The sequence below is a fragment of the Halomonas sp. S3-1-1 genome (assembly GCF_023757625.1).
Taxonomy (GTDB): Bacteria; Pseudomonadota; Gammaproteobacteria; order Pseudomonadales; family Halomonadaceae; genus Vreelandella.
This window is the reverse complement of sequence record NZ_JALGBZ010000002.1, coordinates 664,799-690,494: the sequence shown is the minus strand read 5'-3', so window position 1 is coordinate 690,494 and position 25,696 is coordinate 664,799. Positions and strand designations below refer to the sequence as shown.

The following is a 25,696-nucleotide window of genomic DNA, read 5'->3' as shown; positions in this document are numbered from 1 at the left end:
CTGCGGTATCAAGCGCGCTTTTTCTTTTTTGATTGGCGTTCGTTTTCTTCCAGCGCTTCCAAGTGAAGGCGTGCCTCGCGGGCGCCTTTGCCCGCCGTGTTCACTTCCTGCTTGGCGGCGGTGATTTGCTCGGGTGCGGCACCCTGCTCTTCCAGCTCATTCAGCGTTTCCTGAGCGCCCTTCAAAATCAAATGGCGCTCGGCCAGGTAGTGGCGCGCCCCTATTATGTCCTTGGGTAATTCGCTTTCACCTGCGGATTTCTTGGCATCGACATCGACATGGTAGGCGGCAATGGCCTCGGCAATATCGTCGTACCAATAAGCGCTGCCGCTTTTGAGGTAGAGCCCGGCCTGGCAAAGGTCTTTCAGTATGCCTTCCGAGTGAGACACCATGATCAGTGAGGCTTCACCCACCTTGGATTGAAACAGCTTCTTGGCTTTATCCTTGAAGGCGCGGTCGCCTACGGCGGTGGCTTCATCGGAGATATAAACATCGAAGTCGAACGCGAAGGAAAGGCCGAAGGAGATGCGCGAGCGCATGCCGGAAGAGTAGGTGCGAATGGGCTCGTCGAAGGCGCTGCCGATTTCGGCGAAGTCTTCGACGAAATCGATAATACGCTGGACTTCCGTATCCGTGCTGCCCTGTACGCGGGCCACGAACTTGACGTTCTGGCGGCCGGTCATACTCGCCTGCATGCCGCCGGAAAGCCCCACGGGCCACGATACACGGCTATGGCGGATTACCTCGCCGCGCTCGGGTTTGTCCATACCGGCGATCAGACGCAAAAGCGTTGATTTACCCGCACCGTTGGCACCTATCAACCCAACGCTTACTCCCGCAGGAATAGTGACGTTAATGTCTTTAAGTACCCAGTCGCTGCCGTGGTGGTTGTGATAGCGCTTAAAGAGGTTTTTTACTTCGATCATGAGTGCTTATATGGGTAGTTTGGTAAGAAACAACAATAAAGTAAGATCGTTTAGCTAGCGAGAACATGCTGCTGGAGCAGGCGCTAGCCAGCGATCTGTCGAGAGCAACGCCAACTCCGGGAAGGCTGGCGCCTTCCTGCGCCCAATGAATTGGGCTCCTACAGGGTCTGTGCTTCGCCGTTCCTCACGGTCACCTTTTTGCCCTTACGCTCATACATCGCTTCAAGCTTTTGCTTGAGCACATACCGGGCGGTTTGCTCGCCGTGTACCAAGTAAATAGTTTGCGGCCAGTGGCGCATGCGTTTGACGAAGTCGAGCAGGTTTTGTTGGTCGGCGTGGGCGGAATAGCCGCTGATGCTGGTGATACCGGCGTTGATGTCGATGCGTTCGCCGTCTATTTCGACCCAGCCGCTTTTGGGGCCGTACTGTTGAATCGTGCGCCCGGGGGTACCGGCGCCCTGATAACCGACGAACAGCACCTGGTGGCGTTTGTCTGCCAGCATGGCTTTCAGGTAGTTCATGATACGCCCGCCGGCGCACATGCCGCTGGCGGCAATGACCACCGCAGGCCGGCCGGTGTTGGCCAGGTACTCCACGGTTTGCAGATGCTCTTCGTGGGAATCGACCGTGTAGAGGTTGGCAAAATCGAGCGGGTGGCGGCCCGCTTGAATCCGCGTTTGGGCCTCGGCATCCCAGCAGGGTTTGAGCTCTCGATAAACCCTTGTGAAGCGCGCGGCCAGTGGCGAATCGACGATGATTTCGAGCGCTTTCCAGCGTGATTTTTTGGCATCGAAAATAATGCCTTCGAACTCATATAGAAGCTCTTGCGTTCGGCCGATGCTGAAGGCTGGCACCATGACCGTACCGCCGTTTTCCAGCGCCCGTTCTATGGCATTTTTGAGCACCGCGCGGCGGTTTTCACGGTCAGGGTGGGTGCGGTTGCCGTAGGTGCTTTCGAGTACCAATTGGTGGCAACCGTGGGGTGACTTGGGCGCTGGTAGTAGCGGCGTGTGGGGTGCGCCCAGGTCGCCGGAAAACACTATGCGCTCTTTTTGTAGGGTAGCGTGGTTTTGATGGCTTACTTCCACGTAGCTCGATCCCAGAATGTGCCCTGCCCGCTTGAGCTTGATGCGGGTTGTGATGTGGTCATTTTCAACCACGCTGTGCCACTTGTCGTACGCCACGCTGACGATTTGCAATTCGAGCTGCTGCTGAAAACGCTCGATAAGATTCGCATTACGGGTGAAGCCTATCTTGAGCGCGTCTTCGATCACCAACGGCAGCAGTCTGGCAGAAGGTTTCGAGCAGATTATAGGGCCTTTGAAGCCGGCTGCCAGCAGGTACGGAAGACGCCCCACGTGGTCGATATGCACATGGGTGATCACCAGAGCCTTTATCGTCGAGATATCGAACTCGATTTTGAGCTGCTCGAAAGTGTCCGCTTCTGCATCCTCGCCCTGGAACAGGCCACAGTCGACCAGCAGCGAGTTTTCGCTATTGAGTATGAGCTGGTGACAGCTGCCGGTGACGCCAGTGGCGCCGCCGTGAAGGAGAATATCGAGCATGGGCTATATGCCCCGTTATTGCTTGGCAAGTGTATTGGTGAAGTTGCCTTGGTCTTGTGAGAGGTTACCTCTGTGAGTGAAAGCTGCGCCATCATTTCAACTTGATGGCTACCCCCGAGGCGGCTGACGCCGCCTTAGCCGAATGAATTCGGATCCTACAAAGCGGGGGCACTCTACACTCCAACCATTCACACCTCACACCTCACACCTCACACCTCACACCTCATCATTAACAACTCACCACTCACCACTCACAAACTATCAATCACGATGATCCTTCACGATCATGATGATCATGCTAAGGATGAAGGCGAGGAAGATAGTGATGATGGCGAACACACTGCTGTTGTAGAGGCGATCGGGCTCGGTGGGGTACTCGGGGTAGAGCGGGCTTTGTAGGACGCTGACCTGTTTGAGCTGGCGCGCCGCTTCCAAGCGTGTGTTTTCGAGCGCAGCCAAGGCGCTGGAATAGGTTTCCTGGGCAAACTGCGCTTGTAGCTCGAGGGTTTCATACTCGGCGGAAACGCGGTTAAGTGCGCCGCCGGCAGCCTGGGCCAAGCGCTCGCTCTGCTCGCTGATCTGGTCGCGCAGCGCGGTAATCTGACGCTCGACCTGGCGCAGTTCGGCGGATTGTGAGCTTTGGAAGCTGGCCAGTGCATCGCGCTGGGCCTGCAAGCGCGCGAGATCCCCTTCCAGCGTGGCCACTACCTGGTTCAGGCTTTCCACGGTGGCGGTGGGCGATATCAAACCGTACTCGTTTTGAAAATCCAGCAGTTCGGAGCGCGTTTCGCGAAAGCGCTCTTCCAAGCGGACCATCTGCTGCTCCAAAAAGCGAACCTGCTCATCGGCCAGGCGGTGGCCCATTTGGTTCATGTGCTCTTCGCCGGCTTCCAGCAGCATTTGCGTCATGTCGTGGGCGAACTCGGGCGTATAGCCCTGCACTTCCACGATGAGTACGCCGGCGTACTCATCGAGCTCGACGTTGACCCGGCGCAGGTAGTAGTTGTGCAGCTCTTCGATGGGGGCGTCGGCGTTCCACAAGGTGGAGAAAATATCGCCGTGTTCGCTGTAGTGCTCGCGAAAATCCAGCGCATCGTCCAGTTGGCGAAGCATATCCACGGAAAGCAGGTGCTCGCGTAGCAGCAGCAGATCGTGCGTATTGCCGCCTCCGCCGCCCCCCATGAGCGAGGCAAAGCTGATTTCCGGGGTGGCCACTTGGGGGCTGTCCAGCACCACCGTGGCGCGAGAAACGAAACGGTCCTGTGCCCAGACAAACCAGTAAAAGGTAACCAGAATGATGGCCAAAATAGCCAGCGCCCAGTGTGGCGATCTTTTAACGAAACGAGAGAAGCCTTGCATGAATTAGCTTGCCTTTAACCGGTCAACAAAACGCAGGTGCATGATAAGCCCTACCGTGATAAGCGAGAGCGTGAATAGCCAAAAGTAGAGCATGCTGGTGCCGTGAATGACCTTGTAATTTTCAAAAAAGCCCACGCGCAGTGTTTCCAACCCGTGTGGAATCGGGTTCAGCATCAGGTATTCGAGCAGCCAGTGGGGCAAGCTATTGAGTGGCAAAATAACGCCGGAAATAATAAGCAACGGTAGTGATATTATGCGAACTACCCGACCAATTTCCGGCACCAGAGTTGCGGCTACCGAAACGATCAACCCGAGCCCTAACCCCAAGCACCAAAGCGAGAGCCAAGCCGCCATCACCCGAATGGCGTTATCTGGATACATCTCCACCCCCAGCATTAGTCCGCCGACGATGAAGATGAGAAAAACGAAGGTGCGTAGCGTGCCTTCCAGAAAGTTGCGCACCAGTACTGGGTCTACGGGCTGAACCTGACGATAGGCAAATAGCGCTTTACTGGAATCCACCGCGCCCATACCTCGCATCATGCCTTCACGAACCAGGAAAAACCCCATGAGACCGGTAATCATCCAAGGAATGAACGGTGCGTTGACAATCAATTTATCGCCGCTAATAAAACTACGGATGGCCACCATGATGCCTACGAAAGCCACAGGCTCGAACACCATCCAGAACCAGCCCATGCGGTCGGACATCGTGCGCGAGATCGCCTCGCGCATGAACATGGCGTACCACACGCTACGGGTTACCTGCCACGGCGTACGAGCGCCACGCCGCGCCGTTGGGTTATTGGCCATTACCATTTTCCTTGCCGTTCGCCCACTCAATCATTGCCATTTACCATTAACCCATCACTACTCACTATTCACACCTCACCCTTCACCAAACTCAAAGATCCACAGCCACGCGCGTGGCAACGGCAACCTGATAGAGAATCTGCGTCAGAGTGGCAGCCAGCTGCAGGTTATGCGTAGGTGCGGCGGGCATGACCAGAATCTCGTCGCCCGGGCGTAGCGGTGAATTTTTGGCGTTTTCCACCGCGCCGTTCTGGCGTACGAGCAGGATATGGTCGTCATCGGCGCGGTTGGTGAAGCCGCCAGCGCTTTCGATGTAGTCGATCACGTTCATGCCTGGGCTATAGACAGCGGCCTGGGGTACGAGCACTTCACCGCTAACCAGCAACGAATCGCTGATTTCGGGAATGGTGATCACGTCGCCGTCCTGCAGGCGGATATCCGAAATATTGCCGTCGTGGGCAACGACCATTCGGCCGCTGGGCTCGAGCTCGCGGGCGCGTTCAACGAAGTTCTGGATCAGCTCGGCTTCCTGAGCGCGTACCTGTGCTTCCTCGTTGGTGCTTGAAGGCGCGCTCAGGTAGGTGGTTTCCAGCCGTCGCAGGCTGTCTTCCATGGACTGGCGCTGCTGCTCTTTCACGCTTTCACGTTGAATAGAAATACTCTCGACCGCGGTCATGCGCTCCGGTACGGCAATGGCGTCCAGCAACTCACTCAGGCGCGCATTGCGCGGTAGCGCGTAGCGGGAAGGCCCGTAGTAGCTGCCCTCCACTTCCACCACGATGGTTTCGCTACGCTGGTCGGCGCTGAAGGTAACCTCGTCACCGCTACGAATGGTTTGAACGGCGAAGCTGTCCAGCGGGTAATACTGCGCAATGGGGCCACTGGGGCGGCTACCGCGCAGCAGCACGTGGGAAACGCCGCTTCTCAGTCGCGCCAGGTTGACCAGCTCTGCCCCGCTCAGGGTGTTGCTGGTCAGCTCGTAGCGCAGCTCGCGGTGAACGTCGCCCACCACGGCGATGGCCGGGCCGCGTTCCTCGACGACGATGGTATCGCCATCCTGGAACTGCGGACGGGGAATGGTGCCGTTGATGAGAAAATCGTAGAGATCGACGGTGGCGATCTGGTTGCCGTTGCGCATTACGCGGACCTGGCGGTAGCTGCCCAGGTCCTGGTCGATGCCGCCGGCCTGATCCAGAAAATATAGCAGCGAGTCGTCCGGGGTACCCGCATAGCGGCCAGGGTTTTCCACGTAGCCGGTGACGTAAACGGCCACGGGCTGTACGCCCTGCAGGTTGGTATAGACCTCGACATTTTCCGGGTACACCGAGGTAATTGCCTGTCGTACGCTGTTGTCTACCTGCCGGCTACTTTGGCCCTCCACGTTGATGGGGCCAGAACCTGGAATGAAAATATTACCTTGGGCATCTACCGGCAGCACACGGTCGAGTTCTATCGCCCCCCAAGCGCGTACAGTGACCTGGTCGCCGGGTTTGATGCGGTAATCAGCGTTCAGGCCATCACCGATCGCGCCGCGAAAACCGCCGGTAAACAGGTTGAAACCAAACGGCGGCAGCATGTCCGGATTACGTGGCTGGCTGTTGGGTACCGGCCCATAGGTGCCGCTTCGCCAATCGGCGCGCGGAGAGTCGTCGATTTGACCTTGTGCTGGGCCCTGCTGGCCTTGGCGCTGTTGGCTATCGGTTGATGAGCTGCGTTGGCCGGCAAGCGTATCGTCAGGCAGGCTCAGTACCTGTGCATGCGCGGTGGCGCCCAGCGTCACCCAGCCGCTTAGCGAGACGATGGCCAGCGCTTTGATGGCGCGATGGGCGGTGTATTTTGTCAAAACGTTCATTGAAAACGCCCTTCTACTGATTGCGTGACCACGCGCTGTTCGACCCATCCGTTTGGCGTTTTGCACACCAATGCGCGGCGAGTGGCCGCCTGCGAACTAACGATTTGCAAGCGGCGGCATTCACGCCCACTCGCCGCCAGATAACGCTCGTCGGCCACGATTTCGACGTTGGGGCCCCAAGGACTCGAAGCCGAGCTCATGATGCCGCCGGTGGGCGAGCGATCCAAAAACGTATTTATCGTTTGATCATTAATCGCTTTGGCGCCGTCGTTACTGAGTACGTATTGAGGTGACTGGGTAGCGCTACTGGTGGGGTAGCTACTACAGCCGTTTAACAGCAGCAGACTTAAGGCGGTGAGCACCAGGCGAACCGGCACCGCGTGAATACGTAAGGTATGTGGCATTGTGATTCCCAGAAAAAAGGCACGCTACCGCCCGAGGATTGTTCCGGGCGCTTTCCCTTGCCCTGCACTTTACACGGTAAAAACGGTTGATGCGCTCATCAAGCACATCGTCTTGGCCCGCTATTGTAAGTGATTCCCTTTTGGCGCTCTACCTCAACGGCCTCTCTACAAATGCTATGGATCAATTTCTTTAAATAAACCTTGGATTTAACAAAAAAGCCGGCCCTCGAAGGGGCCGGCTTGAAGCACGATCAGATTGAGTATCGCTAGAAAAGATAGCGTGCGCCGGTAATCCAGTACACGTCATCAGAGGAGCTTCTTATGGCGGGTGAATCCGCTTCGGCCACTTCGAGGAATACATCGAAATCGCTAGTGATCGCATAGTACGACCCGATCGTCCAGGCGTTGCTGTCATCCTGCCCGTCACGCTCGACCCGGTAAGCATCGGCATTGAACGCCCAAGGGCCGGTGGTGTAGGTGCCACCCAAGCCAAAGGAATCGAAACCGCCGCCATACTCACTGCTATCACTTTGGGTTTCGAACCCAAGGCGCGCGGTAAGGTTATCGCGCAGATCATAAGAGCCAATCAAGCCATAAAGCACTTCGCCGTTACCGCCACCACGCACCACGTTTTCGACCGCTCCCAGCCCAATGCTAAGCGGCCCCTGCCGGTAACGCACGCCACCCTGCGCTGCTGTTACGCTTCCTTCGGGGCGCTGCTCTTCAAGCACTTGGCCGCGCTCACTGTAGTGCTTCACCTGCAAGAAACTGGTAAATCCGTTGACTTCCGGCGTGTAGTAGCCAATCGAGTCACCACGGGATTGGAGAGCGGTCGAGTTAAACAGCAGGCCGCGATCCAGATAAACGTCGAAAGGAGCGGATACGAACTGGTAGTAGAGGCTATCGAAGTTGCCGGCTAGCACCGTACCGAAGCGCTCGCTTTCAAGGCCGATAAAGCTTTGGCGCGTTTCCCTGAAGGATTGGCCGCTAATGCGCTCGTCACCGGCGAAGCGCCACTCGAGTCGTCCAAATGCAGCCAAATCACTGTTGATCTGCTGGCGCATGCGAAAGCCAAGGCGGGAGTAAACATCCACGAACTCAGGATCGTTATTAATAGAGCGGCCCAGGCTATCTTCGTCCGGCCCGCCGCCTGCTATCCCAATGGAGATACGTCCATAGACACTCAGCTGAGTACCATCTTCGTCGTAAATAGGCGTTGTTGCCTGAGCTGACCCTGCCAACAAAATGCCTGCACCCATGAGCGCCGACTTAAATCCTGAATTCACCCTCATTGCCCGCCCTTGCCTTTTTAATTGATTGAGTTCAAAAGTGAAATAGCAACCGGGCATAATGTTACACTATAACAAAATAGAAGTAAACAAGATAATGATAACCATTACTAATAAAATTTACCAGACAAATTCATACGGCCACAAAAAAACCGGCTCCATAAGGAGCCGGTTCTATTTGCTGCAGGGTTACTTTCTAACTCGGATATTGGCCCGAGCTTAGAAGAAGTAACGCGCGCCTGTCAGCCAGTAAACGTCGTCAGTCAGACTGTCGATGGTGTCACCGAAGTCGTCGTTACGGTTGATGCGCGGCGCATCAGCGTCAGCCACTTCCAGGAACACGTCGAAGTTGCTGGAGAGGTTGTAGTACGCGCCAGTCGCCCAGGAACGGCTGGTGTCGGCATCGTCACGCTCGATGTTGTAGTAATCGACGTTGAATGCCCAAGGACCAGTGGTGAAAGTACCACCCAGACCTACTTTGTCGAAGCCGCCGCCGCGAGTTTCGCCGCCAGGACCTACGATGTCGCCGTTGTTATCACGACCTTCGTAGCCCAAACGTGCAGAAACGTTATCGGTGAAGTCGTAAGAGCCGATCAAACCGTAACGCATTTCGCCGTTACCGCCGTCGCCACGTGCTACGTCGTCAACCCAACCAAGACCCACAGTGACCGGACCTTCAGCGTAACGAACACCACCTTGGGTGGCTGTCACGTTACCGTCTTCAGACGTAGTAGCCTCGAGCTGACCGCGCTCGCTGTAGTTCTTTGCCTGCAGGAATACAGTGAAGCCTTCCAGATCCGGCGTGTAGTAACCGATAGAGTCGCCGCGAGACTGAGTCGGGTGACCACCGAATTCGAAACCACGGTCAATGTAAACATCGAACGGCAGGCTTACGAACTGGTTATAGAAGCTATCGAAGTTACCAGCTTGAACAGTACCGTACTGGTTACTAGTCATACCCAGGTAGGCTTGACGAGTTTCAGAGAACGCGTCGAAGTCGTTGCCGTTACGAGTGCCAGACTCGTCAGCACGGAAACGCCACTCGAGACGGCCGAAAGCGGTCAGGTCACGGGTGATTTCTTGGCTCAAACGGAAGCCTAGGCGAGAGTAAACGTCAACGAATTCAGCATCGTTGTTGATTTCTTGCTCAGCACCGTTGTACTCGGGGCCGCCGCCAGCAACACCCAGCGCGATACGGCCGTACAGGTCAACTTTGGTGCCGTCTTCGTCATAAACGGTAGCGGCTTGAGCGGCAGCAGAGGCGCTCAGAGCACCGATGACAGCAGTCGCTAAAAGTGTCTTTTTCATGAGGTAGGTTCCTTTACTAGCTTACTGTTTCGATCGTATCTGCCGGGCTTTTTATAAGCCTGCAGGTTGGCCAATGGGTCATGCTCTTTTTTCATCCACCGTGTAATTCGATGGTATGCGGCATGTCCTCGCTTGGGCCTTGTTATAGTCCAATGCTCGCAAGTCAAACTCTATACCGGGATCCGAGGGAACGCAATAGAAAAAAACAGTGTTCTTTTACTATTTACGCTTTTATGCGGAACCCATGAAGCGTAAGCGGGTCTCAGTGGCCTTCGAACTTCTGGAGCAACCCCTTTATCTTCTCTTCCATGCTAAGCGGTTTCTTATCTTCATGTTTTTGAGATGTATTGTTTGAAGAAGACGCTTGCTCATGAGAATCCTCTGCACGCTTTACCGACTTTCGCTGTGTCTGATTCGGCCTGTGGACGGCTTTATTGCGCTCCTCCCGGGCTCCTCTTTTAGATGGCTTTTCACCAGCGGAGTCTTTGCGCCGCTCATTTGCGTGTTGCGAGGCTTCCTTGTCCACCAGGCCGGCCGGCATGCCATCCAGATCGACCCGCTCGGCGCCCTCGCGCATGGATTTCACATAGCGCGGCAGGTTGACGTAGTTGGCCAGCGCGCGACGAATCAACTTGCCCGACCAAGGCTCGCGCTCGGCCAGATCGTGATGAATACCCACCTTGAGCGGCTTCGTATGACCGGTGAAAAAAGCGTGAGGGTAGCGCTCGTACCACTGCTTCAAGAGTGCGTGCGGAGAAGGAGGCGTAGGCGCAGCGGTAGCTTCTTCGCTCTTTAGCTCTGTGGAGTCGATCGGACTCGCCTGCGTCTGGCCTTCGGTTACCGAGGAGTGCATTCCCTCTTCACCTGGAGCAGCGACCGATTCAGCAGGATCCAGCGTTGTCTGCTTGTCGACCGGCTGGACTTCAGCGTTTTCTACTCGGGCCACATCCTGAAAGCTTTCGAGTGACAGTTGCTGCTCGCTAACCGTCTGCTTCAGCCGAGTATTCTCCTGACGGAGCTGCTGGAGTTCGTGTTGGGTACGCGCCAGATGCGCTTCCAGTGATTCGATGAGTTCTTGTACGCTGGCGGCCATGGCGCCCTCCCTGGAGCTGGTCAGTCGGCGGTGCGATCAAATACGACAAAATCGTAGTGGGGCTGCCCCTCAGCAGGCATACCTGCGACGCGCTGCACCTCTTCGAACGTATTCGGCGGCAGCTCCGGAAAGTGAGTGTCGCCTTCTACCTCTACATCCACTTCGGTAATATAAAGCCTTTGAGCGTAAGCCATGGCCTGACGGTAGATTTCGCCGCCGCCCATCACCATGATCTCCTCTGCCGCTTCGATCGTGGCGTGCTGGTCGGCCAGCGCCAGCGCGCTTTCCAGGTCATGGCAAACGCGTACGCCTTCGGCCTCGAAACTCTCGTCCCGGGTCACCACGATATTGAGCCGATTGGGCAAGGGCTTTCCAATCGAGGCGAACGTCTTGCGCCCCATCACCAGCGGCTTTGCCTGCGTCTTACGTTTAAAGAATTTCAGGTCTTCAGGCAAGTACCAGGGCAAATTGCCTTCAACGCCAATGACGCGATTTTTGGCCATGGCGACGATCATGGCGACCGGTACCAAAGGTTCAACGATGGTCGACTGGCTCATACGGCTACCTTCGCCTTGATGTGAGGATGGCTGGTGTAATCGTCGATACGAATATCGTCGAAGGTGAAGTCAAAAAGGTCGGTGACGTTTGGATTCAACCAAAGCGCGGGCGGCGCGTAAGGCGCGCGCGCCAGCTGCTCTTGCGCCTGCTCGAAGTGATTGCTGTAAAGGTGAGCATCGCCTAGGGTGTGAATGAATTCTCCCGGCGCTAGCCCCGTCACTTGAGCAACCATGCACGTCAGCAGCGCGTAGCTTGCGATATTGAACGGTACGCCCAAAAAGATATCGGCGCTGCGCTGGTAAAGCTGGCACGACAGCCGGCCATTGGCCACGTAGAACTGAAACAGGCAGTGGCAAGGCGGAAGCTTCATCTCATCCACCTGGGCCGGGTTCCAAGCCGACACCACGAGTCGGCGCGACTGCGGATTATGGCGAATCTGCTCGAGTAAGTTGGTGATTTGATCGACGCCTTCTCCGCCTTTGGGGTCAGGCCAGCTGCGCCACTGGTAACCATAGACCGGGCCTAAGTCACCGTTTTCGTCGGCCCACTCGTCCCAGATGCGCACACCGTGCTCTTTCAAATAGCCAATATTGGTATCGCCCTTGAGAAACCATAAAAGCTCATGGACGATGGAGCGTAAATGCAGCTTCTTGGTAGTCAGCAGCGGAAATCCGCGGGCCAGATCGAAGCGCATTTGGTGGCCGAACAGTGAACGGGTGCCCACACCGGTGCGATCGCTTCGATCGACCCCCTGCTCCAGCACGGTACGCATCAATTCCAGATAGGGCTGCTCCAGCGCGCTAGAAGTGGCTTTCGGGTCAGTCGTTGCAGGCGTTGAAACGGTCACGGCGCGTCCAGAGTTGCGGGTTAGAAGTGCAGTTCAGTAAAGGCTGTATTCTAGGGCGGCGGCGTGCATCAGGCAACGCCGCTGCTTTTGCAACGTGCTTTAGTTTGCCTGGGGCGGCCCAACCCGAGCGCCTTGTCAGGCGCTTTCGCCTACTAAAGTGGGCTCCTACGAGGGGCCCTGCAACACCCTTCATTATGCTGTGGGCTGTAGGAGCAAGCGCTAGCTAGCGACCTGCCGAAAAAGCCACCGGGCGAAATTGCGGTGCCCCAATCAGGGCGCCTTGTCAGGCGCATCGCCCACTGAAGTGGGCTCCTACGAGGGGCACTGCAACGCCCTTCATTGTGGGCTGTAGACTGTAGGAGCAAGCGCCAGCTAGCGACCAGTCGGGAAAGACACCGGGCGAAATTGCGGTGCCCCAACCAGGGCGCCTTGTCAGGCGCATCGCCCACTAAAGTGGGCTCCTCGAGGGGCAACGCAACACCCTTGATTATGCGGACTGTAGGAGCAAGCGCCAGCTAGCGACCTGCCGATGCGTGCACAAAGCTAACACTAGCTAGCGCGCTTTGGGTGACCCTATCAGGGCGCTTTATCAGGCGCCCACCGTCCACTGAAGTGGGCTCCTACAAGTGTGCAGGGGCGAGTGTGCTGCACTCGGCTCTATTAGCTGCAACAGCTACGTTGCTTTGGCATCAATCGGCTGGGTACGCGACCACGCCATGAACGCCAGGCCCAGCGCGATCATCGGAAGCGTCAGCAGCATGCCCATGGTCACCCAGCCGAAGGCGATGAAGCCGATGTGGGCGTCCGGCATGCGTACGAATTCGACCAGAAAGCGGAACACCCCGTACCCCAGCAGAAATAGCCCCGACACGAACCCGCGGGCGCGCGGCTTGGCCGACACCCACCAGAGAATCACGAACAGCACCAACCCTTCCAGCAACGCCTCGTAAAGCGCCGACGGGTGGCGTGGCTCGGGCCCCATACCGGGAAACGGCATGCCCCAAGGCAGTGAGGTCAGCCGCCCAGGTAGCTCGTGGTTGATGAAATTACCGATACGCCCGGCACCCAGCCCGATCGGCACGAGCGGGGCGATAAAATCGGTCAACGTGAAGAAAGCCAGTTGCTTGCGCCGGGAGAACAGCCATGCCGCCAGCAATACGCCGATCAGCCCGCCGTGGAAACTCATACCGCCATCCCACACGCGAAATACCCACAAAGGGTCGGCAAGCCACTGATCGAGGCCGTAGAAAAGCGCGTACCCCAGGCGCCCGCCGGCCACCACACCCACGGCGCAGTAAAACAGCAGATCGCTGATGTCATCGTTGTTCAAACCAATACGCGCGGCGCGTTTGCAGCCTAGCCACCAGGCGGCGACAAAGCCCACCACGTACATCAAGCCGTACCAGTGAACCTGCAAGGGCCCAAGTGAAATCGCTACCGGGTCAATCGTGGGATAGTTGATCATCAAACGTCTCTAAGTAAGCAAACCAGAATCACCGCGGCGCTGCCTGGTTCGTTACGTCAACACGAAACGAAGCCCCACCACGGCCAACAGCAGCGCAAAGGATAACCGCAATACGCGCGCTGACAATACGTGCGCCAGCTTAACGCCTACGCGGGCAAAAGGAACGCTGGTCACGATAATCGCGAAAAACGCCGGCCACAGCACGAAACCGGTGGACCAGGCCGGCAGCAGGGGGTTGCCCCACCCCACCACGATGAACGTGAGCGCCCCCACCAGCGCGATCGGTAGCCCACAGGCCGCCGAGGTGCCCACGGCCTGGGTCATGGTCGCACCGCAGCGTGAAAGCCAGGGCACGGTCATCGCCCCACCGCCGATGCCGAACAGCGCCGATATTCCACCGACCACACCGCCCGCGACGACCATGGCACCCTTGCCGGGCGCCACCGTACCAGGCTTGGGCTTGAGCCCGAATGTCATCTTGGCGGCCAGCATCAGCACGAACACCCCGAACAGCGTGCCCAGCACGGTACCGGAAAGATTGCCGGCAATGAACACGCCGCCGATAGCGCCGAGCATCAGCCCCGGAAGCAGCGCCATGAACCAGGGCCGATGAATGCTGCCCTTGCGGTAGTGGCCCAGCGCCGAGGAGGCACCGGTCACGACGATCGTGGCAAGCGACGTCCCTACGGCCAGGTGCATGGCGATCTCCGGCGAGACGCCTTTCAGGTTGAAAGCGAAGACCAGCACCGGAACGATGATGATGCCCCCACCCACGCCGAAGAGCCCGGCCATCGTACCGGCGGCGGCGCCGAGAGAAAGATACCCCAGTAGCGTGATCGCAATAGTCATGTGAAGCGTTCTCAGCGATTGTTAGGCGTGCAAAAGTACGTGAGCGAAAGTCGAGGCTCTTGAAACGCTTGAGCCTGGCATCATTGAGGTGTTACGGCGCATCGCCGCACGGTCGCCTAATGGTAACATCAAGGATCGTTTTCCGCGGGCGCGGTCAGGCCATGGGCCGGTTGACGAACGCGTCGTTTCTTATTCACACAAGGTATCGATTTCATGTGCCTACTCACCTTCGCTTGGTTTCCGGACAGCGCCACGCCCTTGAAACTGGCCGGCAACCGCGATGAGTTCCACGCCCGCCCCACGGCACCGCTTCATTACTGGGAAGATATGCCCGGCCTTCTGGGCGGGCGCGACCTGGAAGCCGGCGGCACCTGGCTTGCGGCCAACGACCGAGGCGTGGTGGCCGCCCTTACCAACGTGCGCGAACCCGCAGCGCCGCCTAGCATTCCGGCACCCAGCCGCGGCGAGCTTATCGCGCGCGTGTTACGCGAGGATGATGTTCAGGGCTGGCTCGAGCGCCTGGTCAAGCAAGAGGCCACACGCTTTGCCGGCTTCAACCTGCTGGTCGCCCATAACCGCTCGCTTTGGCATCTGCACCGAAGCGCATCGAAGGTTTATCTCGAGCGCGTGGCCCCGGGCGTGCACGGGCTCTCCAACGCAAGCCTCGATACGCCCTGGACCAAACTTTGCGCGGCGCGTAAGGCACTAAAAGAGGCAAATGACGATTGGCAGAGCGCCACGAAACGGGCGCTGCACGACCCTACGCTTGCCCCGGACAGCGCCCTGCCGGATACCGGCATTGCGATTGAACTGGAGCGCCGGCTTTCGGCGGCGTTCATCGTTGGCGACGAGTACGGCACGCGCGCCACGACCTGGCTAAGCTTGGAGGCGTCCGGGCGCGCTCAGATCACCGAGCAGCGCTTTGGCCCGATGGGTCGTTTTGAAGGCGAAAAGACGCTCGCCCAGCCTCACGCGTTAGGCTCTGTCTGAAAAGTGTCTGCGCTCGACAATACGGCGTTAAAAATTGACTCAGAATGCTCATTTACTTAACGTAAACTCCGCTTCTTCCCCAATTTTTGCCTTGTCTTGCCTTCGCTCGTCGACTTTTCAGACAGACCCTAGCCTAACGTGTCGATCAATCCCGGGGCGGTAGCAGATGGCTCAGTTGCCACTCGTCCATGCGCAGGTTCAGGTGCTTTCGCACCTGCGCTGGCGTGTCCAGCGCCATGATCTCGCCGAGCAGCGTTTGCGCATCGCTAAACGGGACCCGGCGAATCGCTGCGCGCACTTTCGGCAGGCTGGGCGCATTCATCGATAGGCTCGAAAACCCCATGGCCATGAGCAAAAGCGCCCCAGCCGGGTCGCCGGCGAGTTCCCCGCACAGCGAAATCGGCTTGTTCAAGCGTTTCGCATCCTGAGAGATCTCCTGAAGTGCCCCCAACAGCGCCGGGTGCAGCGCGTCGTAAAGGCTCGACACCCGCGGATTGTTGCGATCTACCGCCAACAGGTACTGAGTCAGGTCGTTACTGCCCACCGAGAAGAAATCCACCCGCTTGGCCAGCGCGTCCATCTGATAGATGGTCGCGGGTACCTCGATCATCACGCCCACTTTGGGCCGGGTCACCGCGATATCCTCTTCGCCGAGCTCGATGATGGCGCGATCGAGAATCTTCAGTGCCTCGTCGACCTCTTCGACGTTGGTGATCATCGGAAACAGCACGTACAGGTTATCGATACCCTGTGAAGCCTTGAGCATGGCGCGAAGCTGCACCATCAGCACTTCCGGGTGATCCAGTGTCACCCGCATGCCGCGCCAGCCCAGAAACGGGTTGGCTTCGTCGATGGGAAAATAGGGCAGATCCTTGTCGCCGCCGATGTCCAACGTGCGCATGACCACCGGCAGCGGCGCGAAGCCTTCGAGCTGCTCGCGGTACATGCGCATCTGCTCTTTCTCGCCGGGAAAGCGCTCGGCGATCATGAACGGCACCTCGGTGCGGTAAAGCCCCACCCCGCCGATCCGGCTTTTGAGCAGCGCGCTTGCGTCCACCGCCAACCCCGTATTCACCATCAGCGGCACGTGATGGCCATCCGGCGTTTCGCTGGGCAAATCCTGCTCGTGTTCGAGCAGTTCGCTCAGCGCCTGCTCTTCGGCGATCAAATTCGCATAGCGCGTTTTGAGCTCCGGAGACGGGCGCACGAACATCCGCCCACGGTGGCCGTCCAGCACCACCGGCGCGCCGTTGAGCCGTGGTAACGGCAAATCGACCATGCCCAGCACCGTGGGAATTCCCATGGCACGGGCCACGATCGCCACGTGCGACGTGCTCGAGCCGCGCACCGAGACCAACCCCTTGAGCTTGCCCCGAGGCACCTCGCCGAGCATCGCTACGCTGATTTCGTCACCAACGAGTATGGCGTTGTCCGGGTAGTTTTCCGGGGTCGAGGGCGTATCCTGCTGTAAGTGCGAAAGCACCCGGCGCCCCAAATCGCGAATGTCAGCGGCCCGCTCGCGCAGGTAATCATCGTCGACGCGCTCGAGATACTGCACGTGGCGGCGCACGACGTCCGCCAGTGCTCCGGGAGCCCACTGGCCTTCGCGTATGCGTTTTTCGACCTCTTCAGAAAGCGCCGTTTCGCCCAGCATTTGCTGATAAACGTCAAAGAGCGCCAGTTCCTGGGCGGAAATGCGGCTCGCCAAACGCTCGGCAGCGGCGCGGATCTCGCGGCGGGTTTGGGCGATCGCCTCCTTTAACCTGGCTACCTCGAAATCCTGGTCGCTGGGAATCAGGTCCGGCACGCTGTTCAAGTCCGCCGGTGGGCTAATGACCACCGCTTCACCCATGGAAATACCGGGCGATGCCGCCACGCCCTTGAACATCGCCTGCCCGCCGGGCAGCGCCGGGCGCGTCAGGTTGCCGGTGGCCAACGCGTGCGCCAATACGCCCGCCAACTGGGCGGCCATGGTGACCAAAAAGGCTTCGTCTTCGTCGTCGTAGCGGCGCTTTTCCGCCTGCTGTACCACCAGCACGCCCAGCATCAAACGCTGGTGAATGATAGGTACACCGAGAAAACTTGAGTAGCGCTCCTCGCCGGTGGCCTCGAAATAGCGAAACTGAGCGTGGGCCCGGGCATCTTCCAGGTTCAGCGGTTCGCTGCGCTTGGCCACCAGCCCCACCAGCCCTTCGCCCAACGGCAGTACGACCCGCCCTACCGCTTGAGTGCGCAGGCCGATGGTTTCCATCAGCACGAGAGAGTCAAGATCACGATCGAAAAGATAGAACGAGCAGACATCGGTCTGCATCGCCTTGCGAATACGGCGCACCATGGTAGACAGGGCCGCATCCAGCGTTCGCGCACCATTCACCTCTTGAATGACGCGTCTCAATACCTCCAGCATGGATGCTTTAGATTTCACTGTTGTTATCCTCGCTGAGAAGTGGGCGACACGGCGGCTTTGGATTCAAAGCAGGGCGCGGTCAATGGCGCCCCACATCACGCTATTCGTCACCCAAGGCCAAGCGCTGTACGCGAGGGGAAAGCTCGCGCAGCGCTCGCCGGTAGACTTCGCGCTTGAATGGCACCACCTGACCAAGTGGGTACCAGTAGCTGACCCAGCGCCAGCCGTCGAATTCGGGTTTAGGCGTTGCCGTCATGCAGATCCGGTTCTCCTGACACCGAATCCTGAGCAAAAACCACTTCTGCTTTTGACCGATACAAACCGGTCGCGAGTGGGTACGAATCATGCGTCGTGGCAGGCGGTAGCGCAGCCACCCCCGGGTGCAGGCGACAATATCAACATCGTCGGCGGTCAGGCCGATCTCCTCAAACAGTTCACGATAGAGCGCTTGTTGTGGAGTTTCGCTTGCTTTAATGCCTCCCTGGGGGAACTGCCACGCATTTTGTCCTACCCGACGCGCCCAAAGCAGCTGCCCCTGGCTGTTGACGATAATGATGCCAACATTGGGGCGAAAGCCGTCAGCGTCGATCACGGACTTCACCTTCTTGAATTTTCAGTTGTCCCCATTTTTCCACAAGGCAGACAAGCGTATCAATACAATATAACGCTCGCCGCCAATAACGCCTGTATTCCCCCACTACGGTGGGCAAGGGAGAGGGTCTCTGACATAATTCGCCGCGCTTTAGTTGGCAACCATCATGAGCGATACATCAATTACAAGGGGAACGCGGTGAGCCTGGCCATTTTCGATTTGGACAACACATTACTGTCGATTGACAGCGATCATGCCTGGGGCGAGTTCCTGCTGGAACAGGGCGCCGTGGACCCGGTTGCCTACCGCGAGGCCAACGACCGCTTCATGGCCGATTACGAAGCCGGCACGCTGGACATGGCGGCGTTTCTGGAAGTGGCGCTAAAGCCTTTAGCCGAACACTCCCCGGAGCAGCTAGCGTCCTGGCATCAGCAGTTCATGGCCAGCAAGATCGAACCGCATATTCTGGCCAAGGGCGAGGAGCTTCTGGCCCGCCACCGCACCCAAGGCGATACACTGTTGATCATCACCGCCACCAACCGCTTCATTACCGGCCCGATCGCCGAGCGCTTGGGTGTGGATGCGCTGATCGCCGTCGAGCCGGAGAAGATTGACGGCCGCTACACCGGCAAGGTAACCGGCACGCCCAGCTACCGCGAAGGCAAGATCACCTGTCTGGAAGAGTGGCTCGAAACGCAAGACCACACCATGGAAGGCGCCTGGTTCTACAGCGACTCCCACAACGATCTGCCGCTGCTCGAACGCGTTGACAACCCAGTTGCCGTCGACCCGGACGCAACGCTTCGCCAAGTCGCCGAAGAGCGCCAATGGCGCATCATGAGCCTGCGAGACTAACGCCCGCCTCAAATCTCGAGAACTCATCGCTAAGACCAGGGAAGGCTAGCGCCTTCCTTCGCCCAATGAATTGGGCTCCTACGAGTGATGTTGCCACGGTAGGAGCAGGCGTGAGCCAGCGACCTATCGCTGGCGGTACCACACATGGAAAAGCTTACGTCTCTCTGCGCCGAAATAACCTCATAAAAAACCCCGCAACCATAGGTGCGGGGTTTTGCTTAAAGCCGGGCGGGCCGATTAGCCGAGCAGGTGCTCGACGGCGGCGCGCTCTTCGCGCAGCTCTTTTTCGGTAGCCTGGACTTTCTCCTTGCTGAATTCGTCGAGCTCGTAGCCCTGAACGATTTCATAGTTGCCGCCTTTGCAGCGAACCGGGTAGGAGAAGATGATGCCTTCTTCGATGCCGTAGCTGCCGTCAGACGGAATCGCCATGCTGACGATGCCGTCAGAGCCCAGCGCCCAGTCGCGCATGTGGTCGATGGCGGAAGACGCAGCAGAGGCCGCCGAAGAGGCACCGCGCGCCTTGATGATCGCTGCACCGCGCTGCTGAACGGTCGGGATGAAGTCGTTTTCGTACCAGTCGCGCTCGACCAGATCACTTGCGGCTTTACCGTCGACGGTGCACTGGGCGATATCCGGATACTGGGTCGCGCTGTGGTTACCCCAAATGACCATGTTCTCGATATCGGTGACGTGCTTGCCGGTTTTCTGGGCCAGCTGCGTCAGCGCGCGGTTGTGGTCCAGGCGCGTCATGGCGGTGAACTGGCCCTTGTCGAGATCCGGCGCGTTGCAGGAGGCGATCAGCGCGTTGGTGTTGGCCGGGTTACCGACGACCAGCACTTTCACGTCGCGGCTGGCGTGGTCGTTCAGCGCCTTGCCCTGGACCGAGAAGATCGCGGCGTTGGCCTCCAAAAGATCCTTACGCTCCATACCCGGGCCGCGCGGGCGGGCGCCGACGAGCAGAGCGAAGTCCGCGTCCTTGAACGCCACGTTCGGATCGTCAGAGGCGACGATGTCCTGCACCAGCGGGAAAGCGCAGTCGTTGACTTCCATCACCACGCCGTTAAGCGCGTCCATGGCTTGGGGAATTTCCAGAAGCTGGAGAATGACGGGCTGATCCGGCCCCAGCATGTCGCCGGCGGCAATACGGAAAATGAGTGAGTAGCTGATCTGGCCGGCACCGCCGGTAATCGCAATACGTACGGGATCTTTCATCACTGCTCCTTGGTTGATTCGCCTTGGGGTGGGTCGACAGAACTCAAGACGCCAAGATGGTATGCCCAGCGAGAAAAAAACTCAATTAGACATGCGCCGCTCGCCCGCTTCACCGCCTGCCGGCACTCGCCGCCGCGCGTCGAGTACGCTATGGTGAAGCCACTTCCAACGCCTGTTTGATATCGAGATCGATCCTCCTCATGCGACGAATTCCCTTCTCCTACGCGCTAGCGCTTTTATTCGTTCTTGCGCTGACCGTTTGGCTGGCGTTTGGCGATTTTCAGCGCTTTCAAAGCGCCCCGCCAGACGCCGCCGCCGAGCAAGACGTACAGGCGCCGCGGGTGGAAGTCACCCGCCAGCAAAGCACGCCCTACGTGCCCCAGGAAGTCTTCCAGGGCCAGCTCGAAGCACGCCAGGAGACGCTTCTGCGCGCCAATGCTGCGGGCTACGTGGTGGAGAAGCCGGTCGCCCAAGGGGATGCCGTCACGTCGGGGCAGACGCTTTTAGTGCTGGACAACCAGGCCCTGCCGGAGCGTTTGCAGCAGGCTCGCGCCGAGCTCGCCGTGGCCGAGGCCGAGTACGCCGGCGCCCAGGATCTACGCCAGCGCAACTTCATCTCCCAGCCGGATCTTTTGCGCCTGCAAAGTGGGGTCAGCGCCAGTGCAGCGCAAGTAGCCCAGCTCGAACGCGAGCTGGCCGACACCCGCCCCACCGCGCCGTTCGACGGTGTGCTCGATCGCGTACAGGTCGAACTGGGCGATTTGCTCCAGCCCGGCGAAGAGTGGGGCCAGCTAATCGACGACCGCACGCTGACCGGAACGGCTTGGGTCTCCCAGCAGCAGATCAACGCGATCACCCTGGGGCTACCGGTCACCGCGCGGCTATTGAACGGCGAGACGCTCGAGGGCGAGGTCTCCTTTATCAGCAGTCGTGCCGAGGAGCAGACCCGCTCGTTCTACATGGAAGTGACGCTCGACAACCCGGAGCGTAAGCGCCTGGCCGGCAGCAGCGCCGAGTTCACCCTGATGCTACCGCCGCGCCCGGCCCACGCTCTGTCGCCGGCGCTTTTGAGCCTGGACGATAACGGCGAGCTTTCGGTCAAGCACTTGGGTGAAAACGACACCGTTGTGCAAACACCGGTGACGCTGCTCAGCGCCACGCTCCAAAGCGCGTTTGTGGCAGGGCTGCCCGAGACGCTGGAGCTGATCACGCTTGGCGCCGGGCTGGTCGAGCCGGGCGAGACGGTCACGCCGGTGCGCGCGGAGGATACCGATCAACGCGCGCCGGCCACCGGCACCGTCGCGGCGGGGACTTAAATGCGCACGCTGATTCACGCCGCGCTCACCCATACCCGCACCACGCTGCTTCTGCTGGTGGGGCTGCTGCTCGCCGGCATCACGGCCTGGCAGGTGATCCCCAAGGAAGCGAACCCGGACGTCACCATTCCGCTCATCTATGTCTCGCTGACGCTTGAAGGCGTCAGCCCCGAGGACGGCGAGCGGCTGCTGGTACGCCCCATGGAGCAGGAGCTTCGAGGCATCGAAGGGCTTCGCAAGTTCACCGCGCAGTCAAGCGAAGGCCACGCGTCGGTCACGCTGGAGTTCGACCCGGGCTTCGACCCGGATACGGCGCTATCGGATGTGCGCGAGCGGGTCGATATCGCCCGGGCGGAAATACCGGACGAGGCTGACGAGCCGCGGGTCATGGAGGTCAACGTTTCCGAGTTTCCGGTGCTCAGCATCGGGCTTTCAGGCCAGCTCGACACCCGTGAGCGTATTGCCATTGCAAGGCGGCTCAAGGAAGAGATCGAAGGCGTGGCCAACGTGCTCGAAGTCGAGATCGCTGGCGAGCAGGAGGATCTACTGGAGATCGTGGTCGACCCGCTGGTACTGGAGAGCTACGGCATCGATTTCGACGCGCTGTTCAACCAGGTCTCGCGCAATAACCGGCTGGTGGCGGCGGGCAGTCTGGATACCGGCGCCGGGCGGCTGGCGCTCAAGGTACCCGGCGTCATCACCTCGCTCGAAGACGTGATGAACATGCCGGTCAAGATCGACGACGACCGGGTCGTGACCTTTGGCGACGTGGCCTGGATTCACCCCACGTTCAAGGATCCAACGGGCTTTGCACGCATCGACGGCGAGCCCGCGGTGGTGCTGGAAATTTCCAAGCGCGCCGGCGCCAACATCATCGAAACCATCGATGCGGTGCGCGAGCGCTTCGACCAGGCGCAGGCGTTTTTGCCCGAGCAGCTCCACGTCACGACCATTCTGGACGAGTCGGCTACCGTGGCGGACATGCTCTCGGAGCTTTTAAACAACGTGCTGACCGCTGTGGTGCTGGTGCTGATCGTAGTGGTCGCGGTCATGGGGCTGCGCATGGCCCTACTGGTGGGGCTGACCATTCCCGGCGCATTTTTGACCGGCATTTTGCTGGTCTGGGCGTTCGGGTTCACGCTCAACATCGTGGTGCTGTTTGCGCTGATTCTGGTAGCGGGCATGCTGGTGGACGGCGCCATCGTGGTCAGCGAGCTGGCGGATCGCTACCTGCGCGAGGGCAAATCCCCCTTTAACGCTTGGCTAGACGCCGCCTCGAGAATGAGCTGGCCGGTCATCGCCTCGACGGCCACCACACTTGCGGTGTTTTTTCCGCTTCTGTTCTGGCCCGGCGTGGTCGGCCAGTTCATGAAATACCTGCCCGCCACGGTGATTCTTTGCCTGCTGGCATCGCTTGTCATGGCGCTCATCTTTCTGCCCACGCTTGGCCGCCTGTTTACTCGCCAGGTGAGCGACCCGGCCAGCCAAGCCGCCGCGCTCGGGCAAAGCACGGCGCTTGGCCGCGGCTACCGGCGCGTGCTTTCGCGGCTACTCGTGCGACCGGGCTGGGTACTGGCGCTGGCGCTGGTCGTCATCGCGCTGCTGTACACCGGCTACGCCCGCTTCAATCACGGCGTCGACTTCTTTCCCAACGTCGAGCCGGATAGCGCTCAGGTGCTGGTGCACGCTCGAGGCGATTTCTCGGTGCATGAGGCGGATGCGATCCTTAAGCGCGTGGAAGCGCGCCTCGGCGCCATGAGCGAAGTCGAAGCGCTCTACGCGCGCTCGTTCATCGCCGACGAGCAGGTCGGTGACGACGTCGTCGGCGTGCTGCAGTTCCAGTTCATCGACTGGTACGCGCGTCGCCCGGCGCGCACCATTTTAAGCGAAATGGCCGAGCGAACTCGGGATCTTCCCGGCATCACGCTAGAGTTTCAGGAGCAGGAGCAGGGCCCCGGCGGCGGCAAGCCCATCGTGCTTGAGGTCAGCGCCACCGACCCGGATATCGCCGATGCGGGGGTGGACCAGCTACGCGAGCTGATGCAACGCCTTGGCGGCTTCACCGATATTCAGGATAACCGCAGCCTACCGGGTGTGGAGTGGCAGATCGACGTGGACCGCGAAGCCGCCGCGCGCATGGGCACCGATATCACCACCATCGGCAGCGCCGTACAGCTGCTGACGACCGGCCTTCAGGTCGCAAGCTACCGCCCACCGACGGTCAGTGACGAGGTGGACATTCGCCTTCGCATGCCAGAGCGCTATCGTACGCTGGACCAGCTCGAACGGCTGAGTATCAACACCCAGCGCGGTCAGGTGCCCATTTCGAACTTCGTGACGGTCACCCCAGCGCCAAAGGTCGGTACGCTCAACCGGATCGACGGCCGCCGAGCGATCACGCTGGAGGCGGATCTGGCGCCTGGCTATCTCGCCGATGAGCGCCTGGGCGCGTTAATGAATGAGGCTCAGAATGAGCTGCCAGAAGGCTTGATGATCAACGTGGCCGGCGAGCAGGAAGACCAGCAGGAGTCGATGCAGTTTCTCGTCGGCGCGTTTCTCATCGCCCTCGGTCTAATGGCGCTGATCATGGTTACCCAGTTCAACAGCTACTACCAGGCCGCGCTGGTGCTCTCCGCGATCGTATTCTCCACTGCGGGCGTGCTGATGGGTCTTCTGATCACCGGCCAGGCCTTCGGCATCGTCATGGTCGGCATGGGCGTGATCGCCCTCGCCGGCATCGTGGTGAACAACAATATCGTATTGATCGATACCTACAATGAGCTGCGCGGCCAGGGCATGCCCCCCGGTGAGGCGGCGCTGGAAGCGGGCTGCTTACGCCTTCGCCCGGTGCTGCTCACGGCGATCACCACAGTGTTGGGGCTTTTACCGATGGTGCTGGGCATCAACGTCAACCTTTTCGCCCCGACACTTGGGTTCAACGCGCCCTCGGCCCAGTGGTGGACACAGATGTCGAGTGCGATCGCCGGCGGCCTCACCTTCGCCACCCTGCTCACCCTGCTGTTGACTCCATGCATGCTGGTGATAGGTTCAAAGAGACATAACACCGGGGGTACGGCTTCATCGTAGGCGCCTAATTTTATTGGGCGATGTCGGTGATAGCCACCGTTGGCATTACAGGCACTTTATGTGACTACTCCGCCTGACCCCGGCAGCGCTTTGCGCTGCGTCGCTGGCTGAAGCCTGCTCCTACATGAGGTTGGGCAAAATATCGGGAGTGCAATTTCATCGTAGGAGCCCAATTCATTGGGCGATGGCGGCGACAGCCGCCCTTGGGTGATAGCGGCTCTTTGGCCAGGTATCCCGCTTAACTGGTAAGCTGTTGCTTAAGAGGTAGTCTGCGGGCTGTGGGCGGCGTGCATGCGTGCGATGAGCTGATCTTCCAACGCAAAGCGCTCGGCCAACCCCTTGGCGAGGCGGTCGAGCCAAGCCGGTAGCCGGTTAAGATTCGTCTGGCAGTGTTCGACGGTGGTGAAGTCTTCGTCGAACTCCAGCACCATGGCGGTCGACATTTCCAGGCGCTCAAGCAGCTTGCTGGCGATTTCAAGAGCGCTATCGTCGTCGAAGGCCTTGGCTTCGCGGGCGAGTTCCGGGTAGATCTCGAAATGCCCGGCGCTGATGTAGTCCATCAACAGTTCGCTGAAGGTATCGATGCGCGTCTTGTTAACCGCCTCGAGCTCCGAGTCGCACGCTTCTTTCAACTCGATGAAACTGATCAAAAAGGTTCGGCGCTGCTCCAGCCAGCGATCGATTAGGCTATGCACCCCGCCCCATCGCTCCTGAGCGTTTTTACAATTCTCCAGCATGGCGTTCTCCTTGCCATTTTTCGTGAACTCTAGACTCTCTTTTCGGTATACGTCTGTCAATCCCGCCAGGAGTGGTTTTACGTGAAAATCCAGCACTACCTTTTTGGCACTTTTAGAAAGCTGCTAACCAACCCACCAGAAAAAGCTCTCCCGGCTTCAACCGACGCCAGCC

Annotated in this window: 21 protein-coding genes; 4 read left to right on the top strand and 17 right to left on the bottom strand. The window is 59.1% G+C overall.

Annotated elements, in window-relative coordinates; translation table 11 throughout:
• Window positions 1–8: 8 nt before the first annotated feature.
• The 13 genes from MQW23_RS08160 to MQW23_RS08100 form a co-directional block, all read right to left on the bottom strand.
• Complete coding sequence (locus tag MQW23_RS08160; protein ID WP_252107364.1) at window positions 9–926, bottom strand: ABC transporter ATP-binding protein; 918 nt, start codon at window positions 924–926, stop codon at window positions 9–11.
• Between the two features lie 158 nt (window positions 927–1,084).
• On the bottom strand, window positions 1,085–2,491 hold the full coding sequence (locus MQW23_RS08155; RefSeq protein ID WP_252107363.1) for an MBL fold metallo-hydrolase RNA specificity domain-containing protein: 1,407 nt from the start codon (window positions 2,489–2,491) through the stop codon (window positions 1,085–1,087).
• A gap of 261 nt (window positions 2,492–2,752) precedes the next feature.
• The gene (locus tag MQW23_RS08150; RefSeq protein ID WP_252107362.1) at window positions 2,753–3,850 is read right to left on the bottom strand and encodes a KpsE/RkpR family capsule polysaccharide export protein; all 1,098 of its coding nucleotides are present in this window, start codon (window positions 3,848–3,850) and stop codon (window positions 2,753–2,755) included.
• Between the two features lie 3 nt (window positions 3,851–3,853).
• Window positions 3,854–4,663, bottom strand: a complete 810-nt coding sequence (locus MQW23_RS08145; protein WP_252107361.1) for an ABC transporter permease — start codon at window positions 4,661–4,663, stop codon at window positions 3,854–3,856.
• Between the two features lie 91 nt (window positions 4,664–4,754).
• The gene (locus tag MQW23_RS08140) at window positions 4,755–6,515 is read right to left on the bottom strand and encodes a polysaccharide biosynthesis/export family protein (protein ID WP_252107360.1); all 1,761 of its coding nucleotides are present in this window, start codon (window positions 6,513–6,515) and stop codon (window positions 4,755–4,757) included.
• Window positions 6,512–6,919 (bottom strand): RT0821/Lpp0805 family surface protein, encoded by a 408-nt coding sequence (locus tag MQW23_RS08135; RefSeq protein ID WP_252107359.1) that lies wholly within the window; start codon window positions 6,917–6,919, stop codon window positions 6,512–6,514. Before MQW23_RS08135 ends, MQW23_RS08140 begins: the two co-directional genes overlap by 4 nt.
• 266 nt (window positions 6,920–7,185) lie before the next feature.
• Window positions 7,186–8,178, bottom strand: coding sequence for a porin (locus tag MQW23_RS08130; protein WP_252107671.1), 993 nt, complete (start codon window positions 8,176–8,178; stop codon window positions 7,186–7,188).
• Window positions 8,179–8,427: 249 nt separating this feature from the next.
• Window positions 8,428–9,516, bottom strand: a complete 1,089-nt coding sequence (locus MQW23_RS08125; RefSeq protein WP_252107358.1) for a porin — start codon at window positions 9,514–9,516, stop codon at window positions 8,428–8,430.
• 262 nt (window positions 9,517–9,778) lie between these two features.
• Window positions 9,779–10,609, bottom strand: coding sequence for a ProQ/FINO family protein (locus MQW23_RS08120; protein WP_252107357.1), 831 nt, complete (start codon window positions 10,607–10,609; stop codon window positions 9,779–9,781).
• Between the two features lie 20 nt (window positions 10,610–10,629).
• Window positions 10,630–11,166, bottom strand: coding sequence for a dihydrofolate reductase (locus MQW23_RS08115; protein WP_252107356.1), 537 nt, complete (start codon window positions 11,164–11,166; stop codon window positions 10,630–10,632).
• Window positions 11,163–11,939: a thymidylate synthase gene (locus tag MQW23_RS08110; RefSeq protein WP_252107669.1), complete on the bottom strand. Its 777-nt coding sequence runs from the start codon at window positions 11,937–11,939 to the stop codon at window positions 11,163–11,165. Before MQW23_RS08110 ends, MQW23_RS08115 begins: the two co-directional genes overlap by 4 nt.
• Before the next feature lie 748 nt (window positions 11,940–12,687).
• On the bottom strand, window positions 12,688–13,479 hold the full coding sequence (lgt, locus tag MQW23_RS08105) for a prolipoprotein diacylglyceryl transferase (RefSeq protein WP_252107355.1): 792 nt from the start codon (window positions 13,477–13,479) through the stop codon (window positions 12,688–12,690).
• A gap of 51 nt (window positions 13,480–13,530) precedes the next feature.
• Entirely contained in the window at window positions 13,531–14,328 is a 798-nt protein-coding gene (locus MQW23_RS08100) for a sulfite exporter TauE/SafE family protein (RefSeq protein ID WP_252107354.1), read from the bottom strand.
• A gap of 213 nt (window positions 14,329–14,541) precedes the next feature.
• Between MQW23_RS08100 and MQW23_RS08095 the strand changes: the two genes are divergently transcribed.
• Window positions 14,542–15,318 (top strand): NRDE family protein, encoded by a 777-nt coding sequence (locus tag MQW23_RS08095; RefSeq protein WP_252107353.1) that lies wholly within the window; start codon window positions 14,542–14,544, stop codon window positions 15,316–15,318.
• Between the two features lie 145 nt (window positions 15,319–15,463).
• Here the strand turns inward: MQW23_RS08095 and ptsP are convergent, their stop codons facing one another.
• Both ptsP and MQW23_RS08085 read right to left on the bottom strand, forming a co-directional pair.
• Window positions 15,464–17,725: a phosphoenolpyruvate--protein phosphotransferase gene (gene ptsP / locus MQW23_RS08090; RefSeq protein ID WP_252107668.1), complete on the bottom strand. Its 2,262-nt coding sequence runs from the start codon at window positions 17,723–17,725 to the stop codon at window positions 15,464–15,466.
• A gap of 100 nt (window positions 17,726–17,825) precedes the next feature.
• Window positions 17,826–18,317 carry an RNA pyrophosphohydrolase gene (locus MQW23_RS08085; RefSeq protein WP_252107352.1) on the bottom strand — a complete coding sequence of 164 codons (492 nt, stop codon included), beginning with the start codon at window positions 18,315–18,317 and terminating at the stop codon, window positions 17,826–17,828.
• Window positions 18,318–18,515: 198 nt separating this feature from the next.
• On the opposite strand from MQW23_RS08085, the gene MQW23_RS08080 reads away from it, so the two are divergent.
• Window positions 18,516–19,172: a histidinol-phosphatase gene (locus MQW23_RS08080; RefSeq protein ID WP_252107351.1), complete on the top strand. Its 657-nt coding sequence runs from the start codon at window positions 18,516–18,518 to the stop codon at window positions 19,170–19,172.
• A gap of 237 nt (window positions 19,173–19,409) precedes the next feature.
• On the opposite strand, the gene MQW23_RS08075 is transcribed toward MQW23_RS08080, so the two are convergent.
• Entirely contained in the window at window positions 19,410–20,384 is a 975-nt protein-coding gene (locus MQW23_RS08075; RefSeq protein WP_252107350.1) for a malate dehydrogenase, read from the bottom strand.
• 200 nt (window positions 20,385–20,584) lie between these two features.
• Here MQW23_RS08075 and MQW23_RS08070 point away from each other — a divergent pair, with 200 nt between their 5' ends.
• Window positions 20,585–21,700, top strand: coding sequence for an efflux RND transporter periplasmic adaptor subunit (locus MQW23_RS08070; protein ID WP_252107349.1), 1,116 nt, complete (start codon window positions 20,585–20,587; stop codon window positions 21,698–21,700).
• Window positions 21,701–24,787 (top strand): efflux RND transporter permease subunit, encoded by a 3,087-nt coding sequence (locus tag MQW23_RS08065; protein ID WP_252107348.1) that lies wholly within the window; start codon window positions 21,701–21,703, stop codon window positions 24,785–24,787.
• A 257-nt stretch (window positions 24,788–25,044) separates the two neighbouring features.
• Here MQW23_RS08065 and rsd read toward each other — a convergent pair whose 3' ends face one another.
• Window positions 25,045–25,524: a sigma D regulator gene (gene rsd, locus MQW23_RS08060; RefSeq protein WP_252107347.1), complete on the bottom strand. Its 480-nt coding sequence runs from the start codon at window positions 25,522–25,524 to the stop codon at window positions 25,045–25,047.
• Between the last annotated feature and the right edge of the window lie 172 nt (window positions 25,525–25,696).